Raw genomic sequence first — 22,677 nt, 5'->3', positions numbered from 1 at the left:
TGTCAATATTTATATCCAAAAGATATCACAAAAGTAAAATTTACTAAACTAATCTATTTTAATCATTTATTACTCTTACTAATAAATTTTTACATTTTTAAGAAGTAATATATACCTTCTAAAGACGGTGGATTTAGAACACTTACTTAGAAATAAAAAATCTTGAGTATCGCCATTTACATACTCAAGATTCTTATAAAAACATTATTTTTTTTATTTTATATTCAACTTAATATAACTGCTAATTAAATCACATAAGAAAATTACATAATCTTCTTCAAAGGGTTTATTTGACATAACTAAATACATACATGTATTAGTAAGCTTATCAAAGCTTTTTCCTTCAATCTGTTCATCATTTAAGTTAAAACTTTTTTGAAGTACTTTTCTTATTTGTTTTCTATGAATAATATGAAATTCTGTATTTGTAAAAAAAGCCTTTGAATTAAGTTCATCCTCAGTTGTTTCTATTAGTTCTAGCCTAAATAGCTGTCTGCCAATTCCTTTTTTCTTATCCTTTTCTTTTTGCAAAGCTGTTATATATTTTGCTAATAAACCTTCCTGTGGATCACCATTATCAATAATTTCATTTAATATATCTATTGACTCAATCCATAAATTATTAAAAACTTTAAACATAAGTTTTTTCTTATTAGGGAAATAATTATATAGAGTTCCAACAGCGATATGACATTCTAAAGCAATTCTTCTCATATCAATCGCATTAAATCCTTCCTCATTAAATATCTTAATAGCAGCTTCTATTATTTTAGGTTTCAAATTTTTTATAATTTTGGGCATTTAATTCATTCCCTTTCTTAAAATTATATCAAACAACATCACTCTTTTTCAAAATATAACCTTCTATATAAATATTATAATTATATAATCAATATATATCAACTCATTAGGCTGCATCTTTTAAAACGCTTATTTTTTTACACACACGACCTCCTAAAATAGCTGTTAATATAAATGTTAATATATCCGCTAAAGGCTGAGCAAATAATATTCCATTCAGTCCAAATACCTTAGGTAAAATCAAAAGAAGTGGTATCAATATAAACCCTTGTCTTGAAACAGATAATACAGCTGCTTCCTTTGCCTTTCCCATAGCTTGAAATAACATATTTATAAGAATAGAGAAACCTAATAAAGGTAAAGATAAGGACCATGTCCTTAATCCTTTTACTGCAATATCGGCAACAGCAGCTTCTGGTCTAAATATCATAACTATAGGTCTTGAAAATATCATAAATACTGCAAAAACAACTATACAATAAATAGTACTAACCTTTATTCCTATTTTAGTAGCATCTAACAATCTATCATATTTCTTTGCTCCATAGTTAAAACCTGCTACAGGTAAGAAACCTTGAGTATATCCAAGCAAAGAATAGAATCCAAGCATAAACACTTTTGAAACAATTCCTATACCAGCTACAGCCTCAGTACCATAACCCGCTGCTGCCTTATTCATTATTCCTATAGCAAAGCTTGCCAATAGCTGTCTTATTAGAGTTGGAATTCCAATTTTAAAAATTTCACTGTATATTTCTATTGATGGCTTAAATAAACTTATTTTTATTTTAAGCATACTCTTTCCCCTTAAATAATTACTAAGAAGAAATATTGTCGTAATACATTGAGCAAGTATTGTTGCTAAAGCAGCTCCTGCAATTCCCATGTCAAATACAAATATGAAAATAGGGTCAAGTATAATATTAAGCACAGCTCCAAGAACGAGTGCAGACATACTTGTAACAGCACTTCCTTCTGCCCTTAAAAGATTGTTAAGAGTCATATTCCCCATAATAAACAATGATCCAATAAACAAAATACTTGTATAAGATATCGCAAGGTCAAAATCATTGCTTGTTGCACCAAATAAGTTTAATAGTGGTTTTATAAAAATCAAACCACATATAGCTATAACAATTCCTGATAAAACTGCAGTTATATATGTAACTGTTGCAGTTTTATTTGCTTCTTCTTTCCTACCTTCTCCTAGCAACCTGGAAACGTAAGAAGAACTACCTATTCCAAAAAGCTGTCCAAATGCTGATAAAATCATAAATATAGGAAAACCAATCTGTGCTGCTGACATAGCATTTGTTCCTATCCAACTAACAAATAATGTATCAACAAAATTATACACAGCATTAACTAACATACCAATTATTGCAGGTATTGCAAGCTTTGCAATGACTTTCCCAATATCTCCTTCACTCAGCATTCTACTTCTTTTATCTTTATATTCCATATTAGAATTCACCTCTTTCATTTTTATGAACAAGTTCATTATATATTATTATATGAACTTGTTCATAAAAAGTCAAGGATATTTTTTTCTTTCTAAATTTTACTAGTTATTAACGGAACCATTAAAGGTTCTCAATTATCTCCCATATATAAAACTACATCATAGTCAGCTTTAACTATTTGCTCTCTTTTTTAGAAGCTTACTAAGAATATTTATTATTTATATACAAAAAAATAAACCTATCAAATTAGATAGGTATTTTTCTGTTAATAATGTTTAGTTTATTTTCTCAAGCTTTTCCTTAGCTTGTTTAATCATTAATTTGACGCTTTTTTTAGAAGTTGATCCTATTGATTTTTTTGCTTCTATACAGCATATAATATCAATTTTATCATATATATCAGTATCAAACAGCTCTGAAAAACTTTTTAGTTCATTTAATGATAGCTCCTCTATTGCTTTTCCATTTTGAATGCAGTAAAGAACCATTCTACCAATTATTGCATGACACTCTCTAAATGGTATACCTTTAGAAACTAAATAATCTGCTGCATCTGTTGCATTCATGAACCCTGTTTTTGCAGCACTGTACATCTTGTCTTTGTTGATTTTCATAGTCCTTATCATCTCAATAAAAATAGCTAACGAATTTTTTATGGTTTCTACCGTATCAAATAACGGAGGTTTATCTTCCTGCATATCTTTATTATATGCTAAAGGCAAGGCTTTCATTATGGTAAGTATATTCATCAAATTACCATAGACTCTCCCAGTTTTACCCCTAATAAGTTCTGCTAAGTCAGGATTTTTCTTTTGAGGCATGATACTGCTTCCTGTACTATATGCATCATCCATTTCTACAAAGCTAAATTCTGATGTACTCCATAATATCAATTCTTCACAAAATCTACTTAGGTGCATCATACATATAGAAGCATCACTAATAAATTCAATAACATAATCACGGTCACTAACTGCATCCATACCATTATCACAAATACCTGCAAATCCCAGCTCCTTAGCTAGAAAATATCTATCGGTTTCATATGTTGTACCTGCTAATGCACCCGCCCCTAAAGGTAAATAATTCATCCTATTATAACAATCAGAAAGTCTATTATAATCTCTTAAAAACATCTGAAAATAAGCCATTATGTGATATCCCAAAGTTATAGGTTGAGCTCTTTGTAAATGAGTATAGCCCGGAAGAATTGTCTCTATGTTATCCTCTGCTATTTCTATAAGAACATTAAGCAAATTTTTTATAAGGTTTTGTATATCACATAAGCTTTCTTTAAAATATAGTTTAATATCAACAGCTACTTGATCATTTCTACTTCTTGCAGTATGAAGTTTCTTTCCTATATCACCTATTCTATCAATCAACAATTTTTCTATATTCATATGAATATCTTCCAAGTCAATAGAAAATTCAATATCACCTTTTTCTATATCCTTTAATATTTCATAAAGGCTTTTTATAATAATCTCAGCATCTTGATTAGAAATTATATTTTGCTTTGCAAGCATTTTAGCATGTGCAATACTCCCATGTATATCATGTTTATATAATTTCTGATCAAACTCTATAGAAGCATTAAAATCATCAACTAATGATGCTGTTTCCTTAGAAAATCTTCCACCCCAAAGTTTCAAGTTAATCCCCACTTTCCAATTAAAATATAATTTTCCTTTTAAATCACATAAATATTATTCGCAAGTATAACAATTTAAATCTACCTAAATTTGTGTGTTTTTCATAATTGCACGAATTTTAAGAGGAAGTGCAAATAAATTAATAAATCCTTCTGCATCCTTTTGATTATATACTTCATCTTCACCAAATGTCACAAATTCTTCATTATAAAGAGAGTACGGTGATTTTGATGCAACTGCTTTACAACATCCCTTATATAATTTCACTTTAACAACACCTGTTACATTTTCCTGAGTTGAATCTACAAAAGCTGCTAATGCTTCTCTTAGTGGTGTATACCACAAACCATCATAAACTAAATCAGCATACTTTTGAGCAACTGTATTTTTAAAAGATAATGTATTTCTATCTAAGACAAGCTTTTCTAGTGCTTTATGAGCTTCGTATAAAACAGTTCCACCTGGCGTTTCATACACACCCCTTGATTTCATACCTACAAGTCTGTTTTCTACTATATCAATAGTACCTACACCATTTAACCCCGCTATTTTATTTAATAATTTTAACATTTCTAGTGGCTGAACTTTTTTACCCTCTATTGTAACTGGAATTCCTTTTTCAAATCCAATTTCTAAATATGTTGCACTATCTTTTGCTTTTTCAGGTGAAACGCTCATAACATAGATATCATCTACATGTTCATTCCAAGGATCTTCTAAATTACCTCCTTCATGACTTATATGCCATATATTTTGATCTCTACTGTAGATTTTTTCTTTAGTTTGTGCAATAGGTATATTATACTTTTGAGCATATTCAATACAATCTTCTCTGGATTTTAAATCCCAAATTCTCCAAGGTGCAATAATCTTCAGTGAAGGATTTAAAGCATGTACAGTAGCTTCAAACCTTACTTGATCATTACCCTTACCTGTTGCACCATGTGCTATAACTGTAGCATTTTCTTTTTCTGCAATTTCAACAAGCTTTTTTGATATTAGAGGACGTGCAAAAGACGTACCTAATAAATAGTCATTTTCATAAACAGCTCCTGCCTTTATAGTTGGGAATATATAGTCAGTAATAAATTCTTTCTTTACATCTACAATATAAGATTTGATTGCTCCAGTAGCATAAGCTTTCTTTTCTACTTCGTTAAAATCTTCTTCTTGGCCTACATCAACACATACTGCAATAACATCATAACCTAGCTCTTCTTTTAGCCAAGTTAAAATAACTGATGTATCTAGTCCGCCTGAATATGCTAAAACTGCTTTTTCTTTAGTCATTGTTTTACCTCCTTTAAAATCTTCGATTTATATAATATTAATATTTTTATAGCGAAATTATAAAAGTGATCTAATTTCCTATACCTTGCAAATCACATAACCGATAATTTTTTATATTATATAAAATTATAACAGGAATTTTGAAAAAATCAATATAATTATTCATTTTTATTTATAAATATACTTTTATGTAGGTTTATGCTTTATTTTTACCGAATTTTAATTGTATAATTATTAATTTTAATATCGGTATATATTTACTTTTTTTACTTAGAACCCTAGACAATACCAACTTTTTAAATTATAATTTAGTAATATATTTTTATATCAATGAGTGGATTTGATTAAAAATATACAAACTTGGAGGTAAATAATAATGATTGGATTAGCAAGAGGGACTGTTAAAATTTCGCCTTATAGTTATGAGTGGAAAGAAGCATATAAACAAGAAGAAGCAATGTTATATTCATTAATCGGTGAGTATGTCATTGATATTCAACATGTTGGCAGTACATCCATAGAAGGACTTGATGCAAAACCAATTATAGATATTGCTGTAGGAGTTAAATCCTTGGATGATGTAGAAAAGTTTAAAAATATATTAGAAAGTGTAGGATATCATTTTAGAGGTAATGCAGGTGTTAAAGGAAGGGTATTATTTGCTAAAGGAAATGAAAATTTAAGAACACATTATTTACATGTAGAAGTTTATAACGGAGATTTGTGGATGAATCACATCTATTTTCGAAACTATCTACGTTTAAATAAAAATTTAGTTGAGGAATATTCAAGTTTTTAAAAAAAATTGGCAGTGAAATATGTAGAAGACAGAAATGCATATTCTAATGCTAAAAGTAAATTTATTAACTCAATATTAAGAAAAGCAAAAGAAGATTTTTCAAAAGAAAAAAAATAATTCTATAAATAATTATTCATTAATCTCATATTATACATTAAAGGAGGAAACTATTTCCTCCTTTAACTATGTGCTGTGAAATTGCAGTTATTAATGAAGTAAATACCAATATAATAAATTATTTCTTATATATTTTTCACTTCTATAATAATTTGAACTTCTATAACTGTTAAGTGCATTAACGTATTAACCTCTTATTTGACCTTCTCCATATATTATATATTTTGTAGTTGTAAGCTCTTTTAGACCCATTGGTCCTCTAGCATGTAACTTTTGTGTGCTTATACCTATTTCAGCACCAAATCCAAATTGACTTCCATCAGTAAATCTTGAAGATGCATTAACATATACAGCTGCTGCGTCAATTTCTCTCAAGAATTTTTGTGAATTATTATAGTCATTTGTTACAATAACTTCTGAATGATTCGTACCATATTTATAGATATGTTCTATAGCTTCATCTATAGACTCTACAACTTTTATTGCTACTATAAAATCCAAATACTCTGTAGCCCAATCTTCCTTATTTGCAGGTTTAATATCAGGTATAATTTCTTCAGTCTTTTTACACCCTCTTATTTCTACACCATGAGAAGTTAAACTTTCAGCTATTTTAGGCAATACTTTAGAGGCAATATTTTTGTGTATAAGTATTGTTTCTATAGCATTGCAAACAGCTGGTCTTTGAGTTTTTCCGTTTATCACTATATCATGCGCCATTTCAGTATCAGCACTTTCATCAATAAATACATGACAATTACCAGTACCTGTTTCTATGACAGGCACAGTAGCATTATTTACAACTGCATTTATTAATCCTTTGCCACCTCTTGGAATTAAAACATCAATATACTTATTTAATCTCATCATTTCATTTACAGCTTCTCTATCAGTGATATCAATAAATTGTATACACCCATTAGGAAGTCCATTTTCTCTTGCTGCCTCTTTTATGATATTAGCCAGAGCTATATTTGAATTAATAGCTTCTGATCCTCCTCTTAATATTACAGAGTTCCCTGCCTTAATACAAAGCGCTGCTGCATCAACAGTTACATTCGGTCTTGACTCAAAAATCATTCCAATTACACCAAGTGGCACTCTTATTTGACCTATTTGAAGATTGTTCTGAGTTCTCCACATTTTTACTGCTTCACCTATTGGATCTTTAAGGGAAGCTACTATTCTTATTCCATCTGCCATTTGATTTATTCTTTCATCGTTAAGCAAAAGTCTATCTAACATATATTTAGACAGTCCTTTTTGTTTCCCATTTTCTATATCTTTGGCATTAGCCGTTAATATTAAATCTATATTATCTATTAATGCATTTGCCATTGCTTTTAGTGCTTCATTTTTTACAGCTTCACTTATTGTATTCATTTTTCTTGATGCTTCTTTAGCTAGTTTTGCTTTATCTACAACATAATCCCTTATATTCATTTTTCGCCTCCTTAGTTTTAATTTTCGTTAGTAATAACTACCATATTATTTGCATGAACTACTTCATCATAACTCTTATAGCCAATTTTCTCTTCTATAAGGTGAGTTTTACATCTCTTTATTGTGTCTATTTCATTCGAATTATAATTTGTTATTCCACGTGCTATTTCATTATTAGAAATGTCTATAATCGAAACTATATCACCTTTTTCAAAAAAACCCTCTACCTTGCAAATACCAGCAGGCAGGAGACTTTTATGGTACTCTATAATCGCTTCTTTAGCTCCATCATCTATTGTTATTTTACCCTTTATAAGTGTATTGTATGTTAACCAGCACTTTCTACTTTGGAGAGGATTTTGATTTGCTTTAAAAAAAGTGCCTACATTTTTAAACTCTAAAATTTCATTGATTATATTAGGCCGTGAACCATTCACTATAATCATGGATGCCCCTGAGTTAACTGCAATATCAGCTGACTTAATCTTTGTAATCATTCCTCCAGTACCAAATTTAGTACCTGCTCCACCGGCAGCTTCCTTGATTTCATCTGTAATAATATCTACATAACTTATTAATTTTGCATCCTTATTTTCATTTGGATTTGAGTTATAAAGTCCATCAATATCTGAAAGCAATACAAGCAAATCAGCTTCTACAAGGCTCGTAACCATAGCTGATAATGTATCATTATCACCAAATTTCAGTTCATCAACAGCTACGGCATCATTTTCATTGATTATAGGTATAACTCCTTGGTTAAATAATGTAAAAAAAGTATTTCGAGCATTTAAAAATCTTTTTCTATTTAATATATCTTCCTTTGTTAAAAGAATTTGTGCTACAGTCTTTCCATATTCAGAAAATAATTTTTCATACATATGAAGTAGTACACCCTGTCCTACAGCTGCCGCTGCTTGTTTTTCAGGAATAGTATTTGGTCTTGTTTTAAGCCCTAATTTTCCTATTCCTGCTCCAACTGCTCCTGAAGTTACCAGTACAACTTCAATACCCTTATTGTGTACATTAGTTATCTGCCTAACAATATGTTCTATTTTATTTAAATCTAGTAGTCCAGTTGGATGAGTTAATGTCGAAGTTCCAATTTTAAAAACTATTCTCTTAATGTTTTTTATATATTTATCTCTTTCTATTTTCATATTGTATACTAAAAAGTCTTGCCTCCTCTCACATAATGTATTATTATTAAAATATTATAAGCAGATATTCAAAATTATATGAATATTTACTCAATAAAAAATTCATACTATTGCACATATAAAGTTACCGCTTTGTAATTATTTCAACATTTTAATCAATTTATTACGTTAATTTAACAAATTATATCATAAAAACTATAGATGTTCAAACTACTAATGGAGGTATTTATATGAAAACTAATATTGGCTTTATTGGATGCGGAAATATAGCAAGTGCAATGATAGGTGGTCTTGTAAAGTCCAAGACCATAACTTCAAATTCTATAATTGTAAGTAATAGAACTGAAAAGAAACTTGAAAAAATTAAAGAAAACTATGGAGTAATTACTACTCTTGATAATAAGAAGGTTGCTGAGTTTGCAGATATACTAATTCTTTCTGTTAAACCAAATAAGTATCAATTTATAATAAATGAAATTAAAGATTGCATTAATGAGGATACTGTAATAGTGTCATTAGCTGCTGGAAAAACCCTTGATTCTATTGAAAAGTTGTTTAATAGAAAGATTAAACTTGTAAGGGCTATGCCTAATATACCTGCAATAGTTGGTGAAGCCATGTCCGCACTATGTCATAATGGCATGGTGACTATAGAGGAGTTTAATATGGTTCTTGATATATTTAAAAGCTTTGGAGAGGTAGAAGCCATTAACGAAGAAATGATGGATGTTGTAACTGCTATATCAGGTTCTTCACCTGCACTAGTATACCTTTTCATTGAATCTTTAGCAGATGGAGCTGTTCTTAAAGGTATGCCAAGAGACAAGGCATACAAAATGGTTTCTCAAGCAGTTTTAGGTGCTGCTAAAATCGTTTTAGAAACTGGTAAACATCCTGGTCAGCTTAAGGATGAAGTTTGCTCTGCTGGAGGAACAACTATTGAAGCTATTTATGCTCTAGAGAAAAAAGGCTTTAGAGGACATGTCATTGAAGCTATTGAAAAAGGAACTGATAAATCTAAAATACTCGCTCAGAAACAAAACTAAAAATTGAAAAAAGGTTCAACCCAAATATTAAAGGTTGAACCTTTTTAATTAAGCCAAAGGCACGATATCTCTATATTTTTTATTTTCTAGCCCGAAATATTTATAAGATTATTTTTCACCTTTTCAAATAAATCTGGGATTTCATTACATTTTGTACATTTAATAAAGATTTACCTTTATTATTTATTACTTAAATTCTTTACAACATGGTACAGTGTTCTTACACCTACACCTGTTCCACCTTTAACACCATACTCATATTTTTTATCAGCCCATGATGTAGCAGCTATATCTATATGTATCCATGGTTTATCTTGAACAAATTCTTCAATAAACACACCTGCTGTCATTACCTGCGGATGACCTCCAGAATTTGTTAAATCAGCCACGTATGATTTTATTGATTCTTTATACTCATCAAAGCATGGCATCCTCCATATTTTTTCACCACTAATATCTGAAGCTCTTTGAATATTATTAAAAAACTCATCATCATTAGACATAACAGGTGTTGCAGCTTTACCTAATGCTGCAACTGCTCCTCCCGTAAGAGTTGCAATATCAAATATTTTTGTTGCATTTTCTTTTTCTATAAGGTAGTGAATTGCATCTACAAGAGTAAGTCTGCCTTCAGCATCAGTGCTTCCTACAAATATTGTTTTACCTGCCATAGAACCTATAATATCTCCTGTTCTGTATCCTTTTCCTGATATCATATTTTCGCAAGCTGCAATAACTCCTACTACATTTGCTTTAACTTTAAGCTCTGCAATTGAGGACATAGCACCTAATAATGCTGCCGCTCCTCCCATATCTGCCTTCATATTTACCATACCAGCTTTAGTTTTTATACACAAGCCTCCACTATCATATGTAATACCTTTACCTGCAATACCAATTATATTTTCCTTATTTTCAGCATCTCCCCAATATCTCATAACAATCAATCTTGGTGGATTATCAGAAGCCTTTGCTACTTCCATATAAGCCTGCATATTAAGCTCTTTTATTTCTTCTTCATCATATATTTCAACATCAAAACCATATTTATCTCCTGCTTCTTTTGCTCTATTGGCAAGCTCAACAGGAAGTAATGCATTTGCAGGCTCATTCACAAGGTCTCTTGCAAATACAGTTTCTTTTGCAAGTATACTACCCTCTTTTGAAGCTGACCTCATTATCTCTAAGTCCTTTTCATTTTTACATAATATCTTTATCTCGCTAACTGTGGATTCTTTTTTTACTTTTTGATATTTATCAAATTTATAATCCACAAGTAAAGGAATCTGTGCTATAATCCTTGTAGCATTTTCTAAAGTAATACAATCATTTACTCCCATAGGCTCTATCAATATACATTTTGATTTTATTTTATTACCTTCATTTACTATTTTAGCTACTATTTTTCTTAATTTTTCATCAGCAAACTTATCTCTTTCTCCAAGACCTATAAATATAAATTTATTAGGTTTTTCATTTATAGGTAAAATAATTGATTCAATTTCACCAAATTTACCTTTAAATTCTCCTTCATTAACAAGATAATTAATACTTTCTTCAAGTTTTTTGTCATTAAAGGATACAGTCTCTTTTTCAAAAAGTCCTATTACCCTTGTATCATAAGAATTATCTAATGTTTTTATAACACTTACATTCATTCTTACTCCCCCTTAATTTAATGAAAAAGAGAGAACGGTTAAAAACGAGGGGACGGTTCATCTGTTTGCTGCTGTTTAACCCCTTTTTTAACCGTAACCCTCTTATTCTTATAATTTTATCTTCAAAAAATATTTTCTTATTTTTTAAGATTCCAACTTCTCATTCAGTATGAGTATTAATCCACTCTCTACTAGCTTCTTTATATGTAGTTTTACCATTAGAAAAAGATGCAATATAAACAGTAGGTTTTTGACTATCAGTAGCTACAACAAAAGAAAATTTATTAATATTTGTCGCTACACCCCATTCACCTTTGTTATTCATACATACTACGGAAATATCACCCGCTTTACCTCTTCTATCAATAAGTTTTTTATTTAAATTGTATACTGCATATTCGGCTGCATATTGAGGATGATATCCTTTGTCCATAAGACTAACTATTTCATAAGAAATACAGCCCTTCATTATGTCTTCTCCTAAACCCGTTGCACTTGCTGCTCCTATTTTACTATCAGCATAAAAACCTGAACCTGACAATGGTGAATCACCTACTCTGCCATGTTTTTTCATAAATAAACCACTTGTAGATGTAGCAACAGCTATTTTACCTCTTTTATCAAGTCCTACCATTCCTACTGTATCATGTCCATCATAAGGATTCAAATTTTTATCATAGATTTCTTTTCTTTTTTTATACCACTCTTTTTTTGAATACTCTGTTAACATATTTATTCTCTCAAATCCTGTTTTATGCGCATATTCTTCTGCTCCTGAACCTACTAAAAATATATTGAATTTTTCTTGCATTAATTTTCTAGCAATTGAAACTGGATTTTTGAAATCTCTTAAACCACCAACAGCACCTATTGAAAGAGTATCTCCATCCATAAATGCAGCATCAAGTTCAACCTGACAATTTTCATTTGGTAATCCTCCATAACCTACAGATCTGTATTCAGGACAATCTTCCACCATGTTAACCGCTGTTTCTACAGCATCTAAAGATGATTGTCCATTTTCCAGAATTTCTTTTGCTTTGATTATTCCTTCCAAAGCCATCCTCCAAGTAGCTATAATTCCCCATGCCATCTTATACACCTCTTTTTTTTATTCATATTAACAAGTATATAAAATTCCTTTGTATTTCTATAATAACTCATTCACATCAAAAATCAACTTACTCATTTTGTACTTTAATAAATTAAGTTTAAAAACTCGTAGTTTAATCATCTATTAGGTTAAAATTTTTCGTACTACTCTTACTGTCTCTTCATCTGTAAAATAATTATTAAACTCAGAAATCACTAAACTTCCTCCCATAGCTACATTATTATTTCTGTATTGCATTACACTATCTATATTCTTTTTAGCTGACATATGTATTTCCTTAACTCCGGTTTTCATAACGATATTTCTTACATTTTCTTCATTAATACCTGATCCAGGCATAATAATTATCTTATTCTTAGCTTTTTCAACTAATTTTTTAATCAAATATATGCCATCTATAGCCTTGCTCTCTTGACCTGAAGTTAAAACTCGCTGTACATTAAGATTAATTAATGTATCAAGAGATTCAAAAGGATCCTTTGTCATGTCAAAAGCCCTGTGAAATGTAACACTTAAAGGTCTTGCTAATTGAATTATTTCTTTCATTCTAGCAATATCAATATTTCCATTAGGAAGCAATACTCCTGTTACTATACCATTTATCCCAGCATTTTTAGCAAATTCAATATCTCTCTTCATTACTTCAAATTCAAGGTCAGAATAACAAAAATCCCCACTTCGAGGACGGATAATCACATTTATATCAATATTCAAATATTTCCTTGCAAGTTCAATTGTTGCAGAGCTTGGAGTAGTACCTCCTGCTATTAAATTATCACACAGCTCAATTCTATCAGCTCCTCCTTTTTCTGCATTTATAGCTGACTTAATAGAATCTACACATATTTCAAGTAATATACTATTATTCACAAAACCCCTCCTAGGGGACGGTTCATTTGTTTGCTATGCTTTAAACACTTTATTAACCGTAAACCCTGTTATTCTTGCAATTTGTCTTAAAGTAATTGCTTCTTGTTTTTTTAGATATTTTAATATTTCCATTTGATTTTCTATTGGTAAGTTCTTAATCTCAAATGGTTCTACTTCAAATTTACCTCTTATCATTTTTATTATTTTTTCATCAATCAATTTATTTACCTTTTCTTCTATTTCAAGGCATTTATCTTTATTCCTTGTATTTATATATTTAATAAATACTGCTTTTTGTTCCTCTTCTTTAGGTGATAATATTTGAAAAATATATTTGGTATCTGTAATACCATTACCTTGAATATAATCATTATAACTACTCCACTTGTATTCTTCTAATTTACTACACAAACCTACTTTAATCGGATTTTGCATTATATATCTTATAACAACCATAAGATATGTATCATTTTCTACAGGTTCACTCTTAAACCTATCTTGAAATAGATGCCCAATTCTTTCATATTTCCTATTATACCAATATACATATCTAGCACCTACTCTTTTAAATATATGATCTATTTTTTCTTTATTCTCTTTTATCAATAAATGTACATGATTTCCCATCAGACAATACCCATAGATATCAAATTCACTTATTTCTTTACATACTTTTATTGTTTTTAAGAAAAAAGCCCTATCTTCATCATCTTTAAAAATATTTTTTCTATTTATTCCTCTTAACATTATATGGTATATACCTGTGGAACTTTTTATCCTCGCTTTTCTTGGCATTTCATCACCCTTGAATATTTTATCATACTTAACATATATTTGCAAACAGATGAACCGTCCCCTTATTTTTTTATTTTTGTGGAACTTTTTTATTTTTTAGTAGTCTAACATAATGTGCAAAATAATATATGTGAATTTTATCAAGGAGGAATTTAAAATGAAAAAAATTTTAAGCTTAATATTTATTATTGCAACACTTTTCTCATTTGTAGGTTGTACTGAAAAAGCACCTGAAGTTAATGTACCTGTAAAAGATATTGTTGCAAGTATTAAAGAACAAATGATTAAAGATATGAAGGCAGCTGGAGTTCCTGAGGACATGTTTAAAGATGGAGATTTACCTAGGTACATGGAAACTGATTTAACTTCAGAGGGGCAAGATCCAATATCTAAATTGTTTAATAAGGAAGACCTTGAAGGTGGTATCGTATTACAACAAATGATGAATGTTAAATCAGACTTAATAATAGTTTTGAAAGCAAAAGATGAATCTAGCATTGATAATTTGAAAGCTTCTCTTGAAGAAGTTAAAAAACAGCAAGAAAATATTTGGTCAACTTACCTACCTGATCAATATGAAAAAGTTAAAAACAATATTATCAAAGTTGAAGGTAATTATTTAGTGTATATTACTTATGACAACCCTGAAAATATTATAACTGTATTCAATAATACTTTAAAATAAAAAAAGACTATAAGGAGATTAATTATGAAAAAAATATTAAGTTTAGTTATCGTGATTACAACACTTTTTACATTTGTAGGATGTAGCAAAGAACTGCCAAATGTTGCAGTAAAAGATATAATGGTAAATATTGAAAATGAAAGTGAAGTTGTTTCAGGACTTGTGGAATTAGATTTCAAAAAGTCTGATTTAAATGATTTTGAGAAACAAACAATCGAATCTTTAGGTATAAATTTAGAAGCTATTGAAGAGGGTATTATGAAATTCCCTATGATAAATCTACAAGTAGATAGCGTTATATTGCTAAAAGCAAAAGATAGTTCTAACCTTCCAGAGTTAAAAACGTCACTAGAAAATTATGTTGAGAATCAGATAAAAGCATTTGAAAATTATGTACCAAAGAATGCTGAAATAGCTAAAAATCATGTTTTAAAAGAAACTGGTAACTATATTATACTAATCATTTCACAAGATGCAGATAAAATTGAACAAGCTTTTGACAATTCTTTTAATACATCTAAATAATTAAATAAAAGGCACAAATAGTGCCTTTTATATTTTCAAAAATTAGTATATAGTTATTATTAATATTACTAAACTCAGAATATTCATAAAAATTATGAGCAGAGAACTAAAATCTATGATTTTATGTGAATCGCTTACTCCTGAGTAGAGAACAGAAATCTATGATTTCTTGTGAATCACTTACTCCTAGGAATGAAATGAGTAGTGAGTTTCATAGTAGAGAAGATTAGGAGATTCATTTTTAAATATATTCTGATTAGAAGATGTCCATTAAATTCTCGACATACCAACTCGGTATGCCTTTGAATTCACTGAAATCTTATAATTCAGAACTCTACAGCATATTATCGGGAGTTATATGAATAATCAGAGTTAAAATAAAAGAGAGGTATTTCATGGTATTTAGCAGCCTGGTTTTTTTATTTATTTTTCTACCAATCGTACTATTGATTTATTTTTTATCACCTAAGAAAATGAAAAATATAGTTCTACTAATAGCTAGTTTAATTTTCTATGCTTGGGGTGAACCAATTTATATATTCTTAATGCTTTTTTCGTCAGTTGTTGATTATATACATGGTTTATTAATAGATAAATTTCGAAATAATGATAGAAAAGCAAAATTAGTTGTTTTATCCTCAGTTATTATAAATTTAAGCTTATTGTCATTTTTTAAATATGGTAGTTTTTTTATAGATAACATCAATCACTTGATTGGTACAAACTTTACAGCACCAAATTTACCACTACCGATTGGAATTTCATTTTACACGTTTCAAACTATGTCTTACACTATAGATGTATATCGAAAAGAAGCACCGGTGCAGAAAAATCCAATATCTTTGGCAACATATGTGACTTTATTTCCACAATTAATTGCAGGTCCTATTGTGCGTTACCAAACTGTTGCAAAGCAAATAAATAACAGAAAAGAAACTATTGATAGATTTGCTGTGGGTATAAAAAGATTTATATTTGGTTTAGGAAAGAAAGTACTACTTGCTAATAATATAGGATTACTATGGAGTCAAATACAAAACACGAGTATTAACGACTTAACTGTTTTAACTTCATGGCTGGGAGTAATCGCTTTTTCTTTTCAAATCTATTTTGACTTTAGCGGATATTCAGATATGGCTATAGGGCTTGGAAAGATGTTTGGGTTTGATTTCCTTGAAAACTTTAATTATCCTTATATATCTCAAAGTATTACTGAATTCTGGCGTAGATGGCACATGTCACTTGGTACTTGGTTTAAAGATTATGTATATATACCTCTTGGAGGTAACAAAGTAGGAAAAACTAAAATGTATATTAATTTATTCTTAGTATGGTTTCTAACAGGTCTTTGGCATGGAGCTAGCTGGAATTTTGTGTTTTGGGGATTATATTTCGGATTTATTATAGCTATTGAAAAAGCATTTTTATTAAGACTATTAAATAATTTATATAGACCTATTAGACATACTTACGTCATTTTCGTATTGCTTTTAAGCTGGGTGTTATTTGTCTTTGATGATTTATCAACAGGTTTAAGTTATTTAAAAGTTATGCTTAATTTAAATAATGCAAATTTATTTGATACTCAATTTCTATATTATTTATGCAATTATAGTATATTAATAATTGCATTAGTCATTTGCTCAACACCTGCAATAAAAAATGTGCATACCAAATTGCTTGAAAATTTATCAGAAAAACATAAAGTGTTTTATGAAAATATTGTAATTCCATTTATTTGTTTTGGAATATTATTTATTTCTACTGCTTATTTAGTTGATGCAACATACAATCCATTTCTTTATTTTAGGTTTTAAGGAGGCAACCCTAATATGAACAAAAGTTCCAATAAAATAATCGTCATAATGTTTATAATATTTTTGGTTAGCATCAACATTTTTAATCTATTAACACCTGATAAAATATTTTCTGAAACTGAAAACCGCATGTTGGCTAAGGCTCCAAAATTCAGCATGAAAAATTTACTATCAGGAAAATTCACCGATAAATTTGAAGAATATGTAACAGATCAATTTACTTTCAGGGATTTTTGGGTATCAGTTAAGTCAGATATTGAAATTTTAACTCTAAAAACTGAAAACAATGGTATTTATTTTGGTAAAGACGGATACTTATTAGAAGATTATAAAAAACCTGATGAGCAATTAATTGAAAATGTAAAAAGTATAAATAATTTTTATAACAAAAATCCTAATATACTAACTCATTTTCTATTAGTACCAAATTCAGTGAAAATATATGAAGAAAAATTACCTTTGTTTGCAAGCCCATTTAATCAAATAGACACTATTAATAAAGTAAAGGCAAGTCTTGATCAAAATATAAATTTTATAGACGTATATGAAAAATTAAATTCGAAAAAAGATGAGTATATTTATTTTAAGACAGACCACCATTGGACAACGCGTGGAGCTTATTATGCATACCAAGTTTTTGCTAAACAGTCAGGTTTTGAAGCCTACAATATTGATGATTTTAATATAGAAACTGTTAGTAGTAATTTCTATGGTACGTTTTATTCAAGGTCAAATAACAGACATGTTAATCATGACTTAATCGAAATTTTTAGACCTAAGTTTGATATTGATTATAAGGTTAATTATTTAGACAATAATAAATCCTCTGATTCTCTTTATGAATATAGCTATTTAGATAAAAAGGATAAATACTCATTATTTTTAGATGGAAATCATGCATTACTATCCATCAAAACTAATGTTAATAACGGTAAAAAACTAATAATCTTTAAAGACTCTTATTCTCATTGTTTTATTCCATTTTTAGCAAACCACTATGAAGAAATTCATGTTATTGATTTAAGATATTATAAGTTAAATATTTATGATTATATAGAGGAACATCAAATAACAGAAGCTTTATTCTTATATAATGTAAATACTTTTTCTGATGATAAAACTATTCAATTATTAAATATCAATTAAAAGGCTTTGTTTATCCTGCTTTTACCGAAAACTAAAATGTATTACATCAAAAGAAAATGTCTCAAAATATTGAGACATCTCTTTTATTAACTATATTATACAATCACTCTTACGTTCAGGCTTTTTATGACATCTTTTATTTTTACAATCTACTTCTATATCAATGAGTCCTGTTATTTTCCATACTTCATCTTTACAACAATCATCACATATTCCTACAAATTTTGCATCAAGTGAATCTTTATCAATTTTAAATTTAACAGTAACATCACATTCTACAGTTGTTTGCGGACAGCATACACACAATGTTTGTTCTTCTAAACATACACATGTTTCACAACATACAAATGTGCAATCACGCTCTTTATGACAATCAATATCACTTGCACAACAACCATTATCATCTCGTTTTTTCCTTTTTATTTTTAAAGCATTTTGAACTTCTAAACATCCTGATAGCTTAGCTGTAGGAAGTTCTAAATCACAAAAAATAGTACCACAATTACCTGTATCTATTTCAACATTTTTGACAAGTCTTTTACCCTGAGAAATAGTAGTGCAGTCTTTTATGATTGTTGAACATATTATTTTAGATCCTAATCTATCTAATTTTGGTTTAAATCCATCTGGTATAGTCACAAAGCAACAGAAAGGTATCGGATCTACAATGCATTGACCTTGCTGCTTTTTCTCACAAATAGGTCCCATAATATCATCTCCATTAACAAAATATTTGTTGCTGCTTTATATCCTACTTTTACACAATCTACTGTTAATTCTGCATTAAATACTAGACAAAATACAACAGCAGGGTCTGATTCTTCTTTACCAACAAAAGATTCCAAATCATTTTATGGTGGCTTACTTTTAAACTTAACACCTATAATGGGAACTTTTGAAGCAGGTGGACTCACAACTTTTTCAGCAATTACTTTATCAGTAACATCATCTCCATCAATAAACATGGAAATGATACTATTTCTATTTCATCTTTAACTTGTCTTCATTATCTGGACAAACTTATAATACCCAGTTGCTTAAATCATTAGGAGCACCTTTGCCTTTTACTTTATAACAAAAAGTATTTGATTCTCCAGAAAAAACAGGTCCTTCGAAGGTAAATTCATACCCATCAACTAACACAGAACCAAAACAAGCCAATTTTCATCTCTCCTTAACAATTTCTTATTTCAATTTATATTATGCTTGTAATAAAAAGATGTTAATCTTTAAGCAAAAAGACACGACAAAACCTAATTGTTCAATCGTGTTATATTCAAATAAAACTAATTTTATAATAATAGTCATTATATCCTAAAATTATAGATTTAATTGTGTTTTATTCCTTCAATTTATTTTGTAATTTTTTATATTTTAGTAATATTTTTATTACTGCAAATATATGAAGACCTGTTAAAATTAATGCAAAAATTCGAAAGAAGAAATAAAAGCTTGGAAATTCTAATTTCGATTCTGACATGTTAGGAAAAAATATAAGGGTTTGATAATATAATGGAAATCCTGTTATCATAAGAAAGAACATAAGACGTTGATACTTTTTTCTTTTTGACTCATTATCATTAAACAATGATAAATCAACTTCATCTTCACTCCACTCTTTACAAAAATAATACCATGATCCATATTTATATACACAATCCCATCCAGCATCTTCATATATTTGAAGATAATTCTCTTCACTCATTTTATCATAACCTCTAAAATCAAACTGATATATAAGTTTTTTAGGTTTATCTTTTTCAAAAGTATATTTTCCTAAATTTACTTTAATAAGTCTATATCCTTTTAGAGCCATATCTTCTAAAAACTTTTTTTCTTTTTCTTCGTTCCATGCAAAAAACATTTTCCTTACTACTTTTCTCATGATTTTCCTCCTATCTCTTTTATTCCGTTGTTTACCATTTCTTCTAATCTTTGAATTTCATATTTTAACAGCTCTAATCCTAGATCAGTTATTTCATAAAGTTTCCTTCTTTTATTATCTTTATCTTCTCCCATAGGAATAATAAGTTTGTTTTTTTGTAGTGTAGTAATCGCACCATACAACGTACCTGCAGCTAAATGTACTCTTTTACAGCTCATTTCTTCAACTTTTTTTATAATTCCATATCCATGTAATGGTTCAACTAATGATAATAAAATGTAATATGTTGACTCTGTTAATGGTGATAATTGTTTTACTCTATTTTCCATATAAACCTCCTATATGAAGTCTTTTAAAGTTTTGTATCGTTTCGCGATATATCGTTCATCTATAGAATATGATAATTTTACTTTTCTGTCAAGCATTCCTATAGAATTTTGTACCTAAGAAACATTAAAGAAATTTTAAATAATTACTCGAAAGTCTATTGACATTAATAATGTACTAGTGTATTATATACATAGTACACTAATATTATAGAGAAGAAGGTGATATTTTGAAATTTGATACCAATATACCAATATATATACAAATAATAAATGAAATAAAGAAAGACATAGTATTAGGTAAAATAAGTACAGGTGACAAATTACCTTCAACAAGGGACTTAGCAATGATGTATGGGGTTAATCCAAATACTGTTCAAAGAGTATATAAAGAAATGGAGCTAGAAGGATTATCTTATACAAAAAGAGGTAAAGGAACTTATATAAATGAGTCAAAGGAGATGGTTCAAATGATTAAAACTCAAATGGCAGAAAATGTAATAAATAAATTTATTATTGGAATGAAAGAATTAGGATTTAGCTATGATGAAATGATTAAGGTTATAAATAATAAAAAAATTAAAGAAGGTGAAACAAATGCAAATACTAAAAACTAATAATTTGTCAAAAGGTTTTTTCTCTAAAAAAGCTTTGAATCAAATAAATTTAGAATTAGAACATGGTAAAATATATGGACTACTAGGTCCTAATGGTAGTGGTAAAACAACTATGATGAGAATAATAGCTGGTTTAATAAAACCAACATCAGGTAGCCTCTTGGTAAACAATCATGAGATTGGAGTTAAGACAAAGGAAATAATTTCTTTTATGCCAACTGATAATTATTTGTATCCAATGATGAAAATTAAAGATTTAAAAAAATATTTTAATGATATGTTTAATGATTTTAATCCTGATAAATTCGATAGTATGATAAAATATATGGACTTAAATCAGAATGACAAGGTATCTGCACTATCAACTGGGATGACAGGGAGATTGAAATTAGCAATAGCATTATCAAGAGATGCTAAATTATTTTTATTTGATGAACCTTTAAATGGAATTGATTTTATATCTAGAGAAAAGATTATTGAATCAATTGTTGGAGAAATGTCACCAGAAAAAACAATGATAATATCTAGTCATTTGGTTAGTGAAATGGAGAAAATACTTGACACTGCCATATTTATAAAAGAAGGAAATGTAGAATTGGTTGCTGATGTAGAGCAAATACGCTATGAACAAAATAAATCAATAGAAGATTTGTATAAGGAGGTTTTTGCCTAATGTCAAAACTATTAAAATACGAATTTATAAAAAAATATAAAACATTACTTGTTTCAATGATAATATTAGGAATATTAGAATTAATTTGTGTAGTATTTATAAATAAATCATTAGATAAAGCTGGTTTAGGATCTTTACTTTTCTTTTTAGTTGGTTTTGCAGGACTAATATTCTTATTAGTTGATAATATAAATACATACAAAGGAGATTTATTCAAAAAATCAGGATATATGTTGTTTTTAACTCCAAATAATGGATATAAAATCTTGGGTTCAAAAGTTTTAACTGCATTAATAGAAAATATTGTAGGACTAATTATATATTTTCTATTAGGAGTATTAAATCTAAAACTACTATTAAATTTATATACAGATAGTGGCATAATAGATTTGGGAGACTTTTCATTTAATCTAAGCATTGGTTTTAACGATATATTAAATGTATTTTTTATATGTTTATTAATAATACTTGTATGGTTTAATTTTATGTTAAGCATATATTTAGCAATGACAATTTACAAAAGTGTATTATCAAATGTAAAACATGGTGGATTAATCAGTTTTGTATTGTTCTTAATAATCAATTATATAGTAAGCATAGTATATGATTTATTTCTAAATGTGATTTTTGACATTAATTTTTACTCAATCACTAATGTAAAAAGCATGTTGCATCCAAGTTTGATAACCTTTGGAAATGTAGGTATCATACTATTTGCAGTAACAGGGTACTTATTAGATAAGAGAGTTAACTTGTAATTGTCTCATGTAAAAAATGTTTATAAGTATGTGC

24 protein-coding genes are annotated in these 22,677 nt (G+C 28.6%); 9 read left to right on the top strand and 15 right to left on the bottom strand.

Going from position 1 to position 22,677, the window contains the following annotated elements; translation table 11 throughout:
• Positions 1–213 precede the first annotated feature (213 nt).
• From AYC61_RS03155 to AYC61_RS03140, 4 genes are all read right to left on the bottom strand, one after another.
• Positions 214–801: a TetR/AcrR family transcriptional regulator gene (locus AYC61_RS03155; RefSeq protein ID WP_066496798.1), complete on the bottom strand. Its 588-nt coding sequence runs from the start codon at positions 799–801 to the stop codon at positions 214–216.
• Positions 802–907: 106 nt separating this feature from the next.
• Complete coding sequence (locus AYC61_RS03150; protein WP_066496795.1) at positions 908–2,263, bottom strand: MATE family efflux transporter; 1,356 nt, start codon at positions 2,261–2,263, stop codon at positions 908–910.
• A 276-nt stretch (positions 2,264–2,539) separates the two neighbouring features.
• Positions 2,540–3,919 carry an argininosuccinate lyase gene (gene argH / locus AYC61_RS03145; RefSeq protein WP_066496793.1) on the bottom strand — a complete coding sequence of 460 codons (1,380 nt, stop codon included), beginning with the start codon at positions 3,917–3,919 and terminating at the stop codon, positions 2,540–2,542.
• Between the two features lie 84 nt (positions 3,920–4,003).
• Complete coding sequence (locus tag AYC61_RS03140; RefSeq protein ID WP_066496791.1) at positions 4,004–5,209, bottom strand: argininosuccinate synthase; 1,206 nt, start codon at positions 5,207–5,209, stop codon at positions 4,004–4,006.
• Positions 5,210–5,585: 376 nt separating this feature from the next.
• Here AYC61_RS03140 and AYC61_RS03135 point away from each other — a divergent pair, with 376 nt between their 5' ends.
• Positions 5,586–6,008 (top strand): GrpB family protein, encoded by a 423-nt coding sequence (locus AYC61_RS03135; protein WP_066496790.1) that lies wholly within the window; start codon positions 5,586–5,588, stop codon positions 6,006–6,008.
• Between the two features lie 303 nt (positions 6,009–6,311).
• Here AYC61_RS03135 and AYC61_RS03130 read toward each other — a convergent pair whose 3' ends face one another.
• On the bottom strand, positions 6,312–7,568 hold the full coding sequence (locus AYC61_RS03130) for a glutamate-5-semialdehyde dehydrogenase (protein WP_066496789.1): 1,257 nt from the start codon (positions 7,566–7,568) through the stop codon (positions 6,312–6,314).
• A 17-nt stretch (positions 7,569–7,585) separates the two neighbouring features.
• Positions 7,586–8,728, bottom strand: coding sequence for a glutamate 5-kinase (proB, locus tag AYC61_RS03125; RefSeq protein ID WP_066496787.1), 1,143 nt, complete (start codon positions 8,726–8,728; stop codon positions 7,586–7,588).
• A 230-nt stretch (positions 8,729–8,958) separates the two neighbouring features.
• Between proB and proC the strand changes: the two genes are divergently transcribed.
• On the top strand, positions 8,959–9,774 hold the full coding sequence (proC, locus tag AYC61_RS03120) for a pyrroline-5-carboxylate reductase (protein ID WP_066496785.1): 816 nt from the start codon (positions 8,959–8,961) through the stop codon (positions 9,772–9,774).
• Between the two features lie 179 nt (positions 9,775–9,953).
• Here the strand turns inward: proC and AYC61_RS03115 are convergent, their stop codons facing one another.
• From AYC61_RS03115 to AYC61_RS03100, 4 genes are all read right to left on the bottom strand, one after another.
• Positions 9,954–11,432 carry a leucyl aminopeptidase gene (locus tag AYC61_RS03115; RefSeq protein WP_066496779.1) on the bottom strand — a complete coding sequence of 493 codons (1,479 nt, stop codon included), beginning with the start codon at positions 11,430–11,432 and terminating at the stop codon, positions 9,954–9,956.
• 160 nt (positions 11,433–11,592) lie between these two features.
• A complete protein-coding gene (locus AYC61_RS03110) occupies positions 11,593–12,525 on the bottom strand; it encodes a glycosylasparaginase (RefSeq protein WP_066496778.1) in 933 nt (310 codons plus the stop codon).
• 144 nt (positions 12,526–12,669) lie between these two features.
• Entirely contained in the window at positions 12,670–13,416 is a 747-nt protein-coding gene (locus AYC61_RS03105; RefSeq protein WP_202906791.1) for a copper homeostasis protein CutC, read from the bottom strand.
• A 33-nt stretch (positions 13,417–13,449) separates the two neighbouring features.
• Positions 13,450–14,256, bottom strand: coding sequence for a transposase (locus tag AYC61_RS03100; RefSeq protein ID WP_202906790.1), 807 nt, complete (start codon positions 14,254–14,256; stop codon positions 13,450–13,452).
• A 112-nt stretch (positions 14,257–14,368) separates the two neighbouring features.
• On the opposite strand from AYC61_RS03100, the gene AYC61_RS03095 reads away from it, so the two are divergent.
• The 4 genes from AYC61_RS03095 (at position 14,369) to AYC61_RS03080 (ending at position 18,384) form a co-directional block, all read left to right on the top strand.
• Entirely contained in the window at positions 14,369–14,896 is a 528-nt protein-coding gene (locus AYC61_RS03095) for a DUF4358 domain-containing protein (protein ID WP_066496776.1), read from the top strand.
• A gap of 24 nt (positions 14,897–14,920) precedes the next feature.
• A complete protein-coding gene (locus AYC61_RS03090; protein ID WP_066496770.1) occupies positions 14,921–15,421 on the top strand; it encodes a DUF4358 domain-containing protein in 501 nt (166 codons plus the stop codon).
• A gap of 395 nt (positions 15,422–15,816) precedes the next feature.
• A complete protein-coding gene (locus AYC61_RS03085; protein WP_066496769.1) occupies positions 15,817–17,238 on the top strand; it encodes an MBOAT family O-acyltransferase in 1,422 nt (473 codons plus the stop codon).
• 15 nt (positions 17,239–17,253) lie between these two features.
• A complete protein-coding gene (locus AYC61_RS03080) occupies positions 17,254–18,384 on the top strand; it encodes a DHHW family protein (RefSeq protein ID WP_066496768.1) in 1,131 nt (376 codons plus the stop codon).
• A gap of 90 nt (positions 18,385–18,474) precedes the next feature.
• Here the strand turns inward: AYC61_RS03080 and AYC61_RS03075 are convergent, their stop codons facing one another.
• From AYC61_RS03075 to AYC61_RS03065, 5 genes are all read right to left on the bottom strand, one after another.
• Positions 18,475–19,092, bottom strand: coding sequence for a hypothetical protein (locus AYC61_RS03075; RefSeq protein ID WP_066496761.1), 618 nt, complete (start codon positions 19,090–19,092; stop codon positions 18,475–18,477).
• Positions 19,047–19,229: a hypothetical protein gene (locus AYC61_RS20970; RefSeq protein ID WP_156456320.1), complete on the bottom strand. Its 183-nt coding sequence runs from the start codon at positions 19,227–19,229 to the stop codon at positions 19,047–19,049. Before AYC61_RS20970 ends, AYC61_RS03075 begins: the two co-directional genes overlap by 46 nt.
• A 175-nt stretch (positions 19,230–19,404) precedes the next feature.
• Positions 19,405–19,545, bottom strand: a complete 141-nt coding sequence (locus AYC61_RS20965) for a hypothetical protein (RefSeq protein WP_156456319.1) — start codon at positions 19,543–19,545, stop codon at positions 19,405–19,407.
• A gap of 178 nt (positions 19,546–19,723) precedes the next feature.
• Positions 19,724–20,269 carry a DUF2812 domain-containing protein gene (locus tag AYC61_RS03070; protein ID WP_066496759.1) on the bottom strand — a complete coding sequence of 182 codons (546 nt, stop codon included), beginning with the start codon at positions 20,267–20,269 and terminating at the stop codon, positions 19,724–19,726.
• On the bottom strand, positions 20,266–20,598 hold the full coding sequence (locus tag AYC61_RS03065; protein WP_066496755.1) for a PadR family transcriptional regulator: 333 nt from the start codon (positions 20,596–20,598) through the stop codon (positions 20,266–20,268). Before AYC61_RS03065 ends, AYC61_RS03070 begins: the two co-directional genes overlap by 4 nt.
• Positions 20,599–20,825: 227 nt before the next feature.
• Here AYC61_RS03065 and AYC61_RS03060 point away from each other — a divergent pair, with 227 nt between their 5' ends.
• The 3 genes from AYC61_RS03060 to AYC61_RS03050 are packed head-to-tail and all read left to right on the top strand — an operon-like array spanning position 20,826 to position 22,643.
• Positions 20,826–21,212, top strand: coding sequence for a GntR family transcriptional regulator (locus AYC61_RS03060; RefSeq protein ID WP_066496751.1), 387 nt, complete (start codon positions 20,826–20,828; stop codon positions 21,210–21,212).
• Positions 21,193–21,885, top strand: a complete 693-nt coding sequence (locus tag AYC61_RS03055; protein ID WP_066496750.1) for an ABC transporter ATP-binding protein — start codon at positions 21,193–21,195, stop codon at positions 21,883–21,885. Before AYC61_RS03060 ends, AYC61_RS03055 begins: the two co-directional genes overlap by 20 nt.
• On the top strand, positions 21,885–22,643 hold the full coding sequence (locus AYC61_RS03050; RefSeq protein ID WP_066496749.1) for a hypothetical protein: 759 nt from the start codon (positions 21,885–21,887) through the stop codon (positions 22,641–22,643). Before AYC61_RS03055 ends, AYC61_RS03050 begins: the two co-directional genes overlap by 1 nt.
• Positions 22,644–22,677 lie beyond the last annotated feature (34 nt).

Source organism: Abyssisolibacter fermentans (genome assembly GCF_001559865.1).
Lineage (GTDB): Bacteria > Bacillota > Clostridia > Tissierellales > MCWD3 > Abyssisolibacter > Abyssisolibacter fermentans.
This window is presented reverse-complemented; position numbering and strand designations above follow the sequence as displayed.

What these genes read in the sequence shown, in the direction of transcription:
- AYC61_RS03155 (WP_066496798.1), bottom strand. Translation starts at nt 801, where the DNA reads ATGCCCAAAATTATAAAAAATTTGAAACCTAAAATAATAGAAGCTGCT.
- AYC61_RS03150 (WP_066496795.1), bottom strand. Translation starts at nt 2,263, where the DNA reads ATGGAATATAAAGATAAAAGAAGTAGAATGCTGAGTGAAGGAGATATT.
- AYC61_RS03140 (WP_066496791.1), bottom strand. Translation starts at nt 5,209, where the DNA reads ATGACTAAAGAAAAAGCAGTTTTAGCATATTCAGGCGGACTAGATACA.
- AYC61_RS03135 (WP_066496790.1), top strand. Translation starts at nt 5,586, where the DNA reads ATGATTGGATTAGCAAGAGGGACTGTTAAAATTTCGCCTTATAGTTAT.
- AYC61_RS03130 (WP_066496789.1), bottom strand. Translation starts at nt 7,568, where the DNA reads ATGAATATAAGGGATTATGTTGTAGATAAAGCAAAACTAGCTAAAGAA.
- proB (WP_066496787.1), bottom strand. Translation starts at nt 8,728, where the DNA reads ATGAAAATAGAAAGAGATAAATATATAAAAAACATTAAGAGAATAGTT.
- proC (WP_066496785.1), top strand. Translation starts at nt 8,959, where the DNA reads ATGAAAACTAATATTGGCTTTATTGGATGCGGAAATATAGCAAGTGCA.
- AYC61_RS03115 (WP_066496779.1), bottom strand. Translation starts at nt 11,432, where the DNA reads ATGAATGTAAGTGTTATAAAAACATTAGATAATTCTTATGATACAAGG.
- AYC61_RS03110 (WP_066496778.1), bottom strand. Translation starts at nt 12,525, where the DNA reads ATGGCATGGGGAATTATAGCTACTTGGAGGATGGCTTTGGAAGGAATA.
- AYC61_RS03095 (WP_066496776.1), top strand. Translation starts at nt 14,369, where the DNA reads ATGAAAAAAATTTTAAGCTTAATATTTATTATTGCAACACTTTTCTCA.
- AYC61_RS03090 (WP_066496770.1), top strand. Translation starts at nt 14,921, where the DNA reads ATGAAAAAAATATTAAGTTTAGTTATCGTGATTACAACACTTTTTACA.
- AYC61_RS03085 (WP_066496769.1), top strand. Translation starts at nt 15,817, where the DNA reads ATGGTATTTAGCAGCCTGGTTTTTTTATTTATTTTTCTACCAATCGTA.
- AYC61_RS03080 (WP_066496768.1), top strand. Translation starts at nt 17,254, where the DNA reads ATGAACAAAAGTTCCAATAAAATAATCGTCATAATGTTTATAATATTT.
- AYC61_RS03075 (WP_066496761.1), bottom strand. Translation starts at nt 19,092, where the DNA reads ATGGGACCTATTTGTGAGAAAAAGCAGCAAGGTCAATGCATTGTAGAT.
- AYC61_RS03070 (WP_066496759.1), bottom strand. Translation starts at nt 20,269, where the DNA reads ATGAGAAAAGTAGTAAGGAAAATGTTTTTTGCATGGAACGAAGAAAAA.
- AYC61_RS03065 (WP_066496755.1), bottom strand. Translation starts at nt 20,598, where the DNA reads ATGGAAAATAGAGTAAAACAATTATCACCATTAACAGAGTCAACATAT.
- AYC61_RS03055 (WP_066496750.1), top strand. Translation starts at nt 21,193, where the DNA reads ATGCAAATACTAAAAACTAATAATTTGTCAAAAGGTTTTTTCTCTAAA.
- AYC61_RS03050 (WP_066496749.1), top strand. Translation starts at nt 21,885, where the DNA reads ATGTCAAAACTATTAAAATACGAATTTATAAAAAAATATAAAACATTA.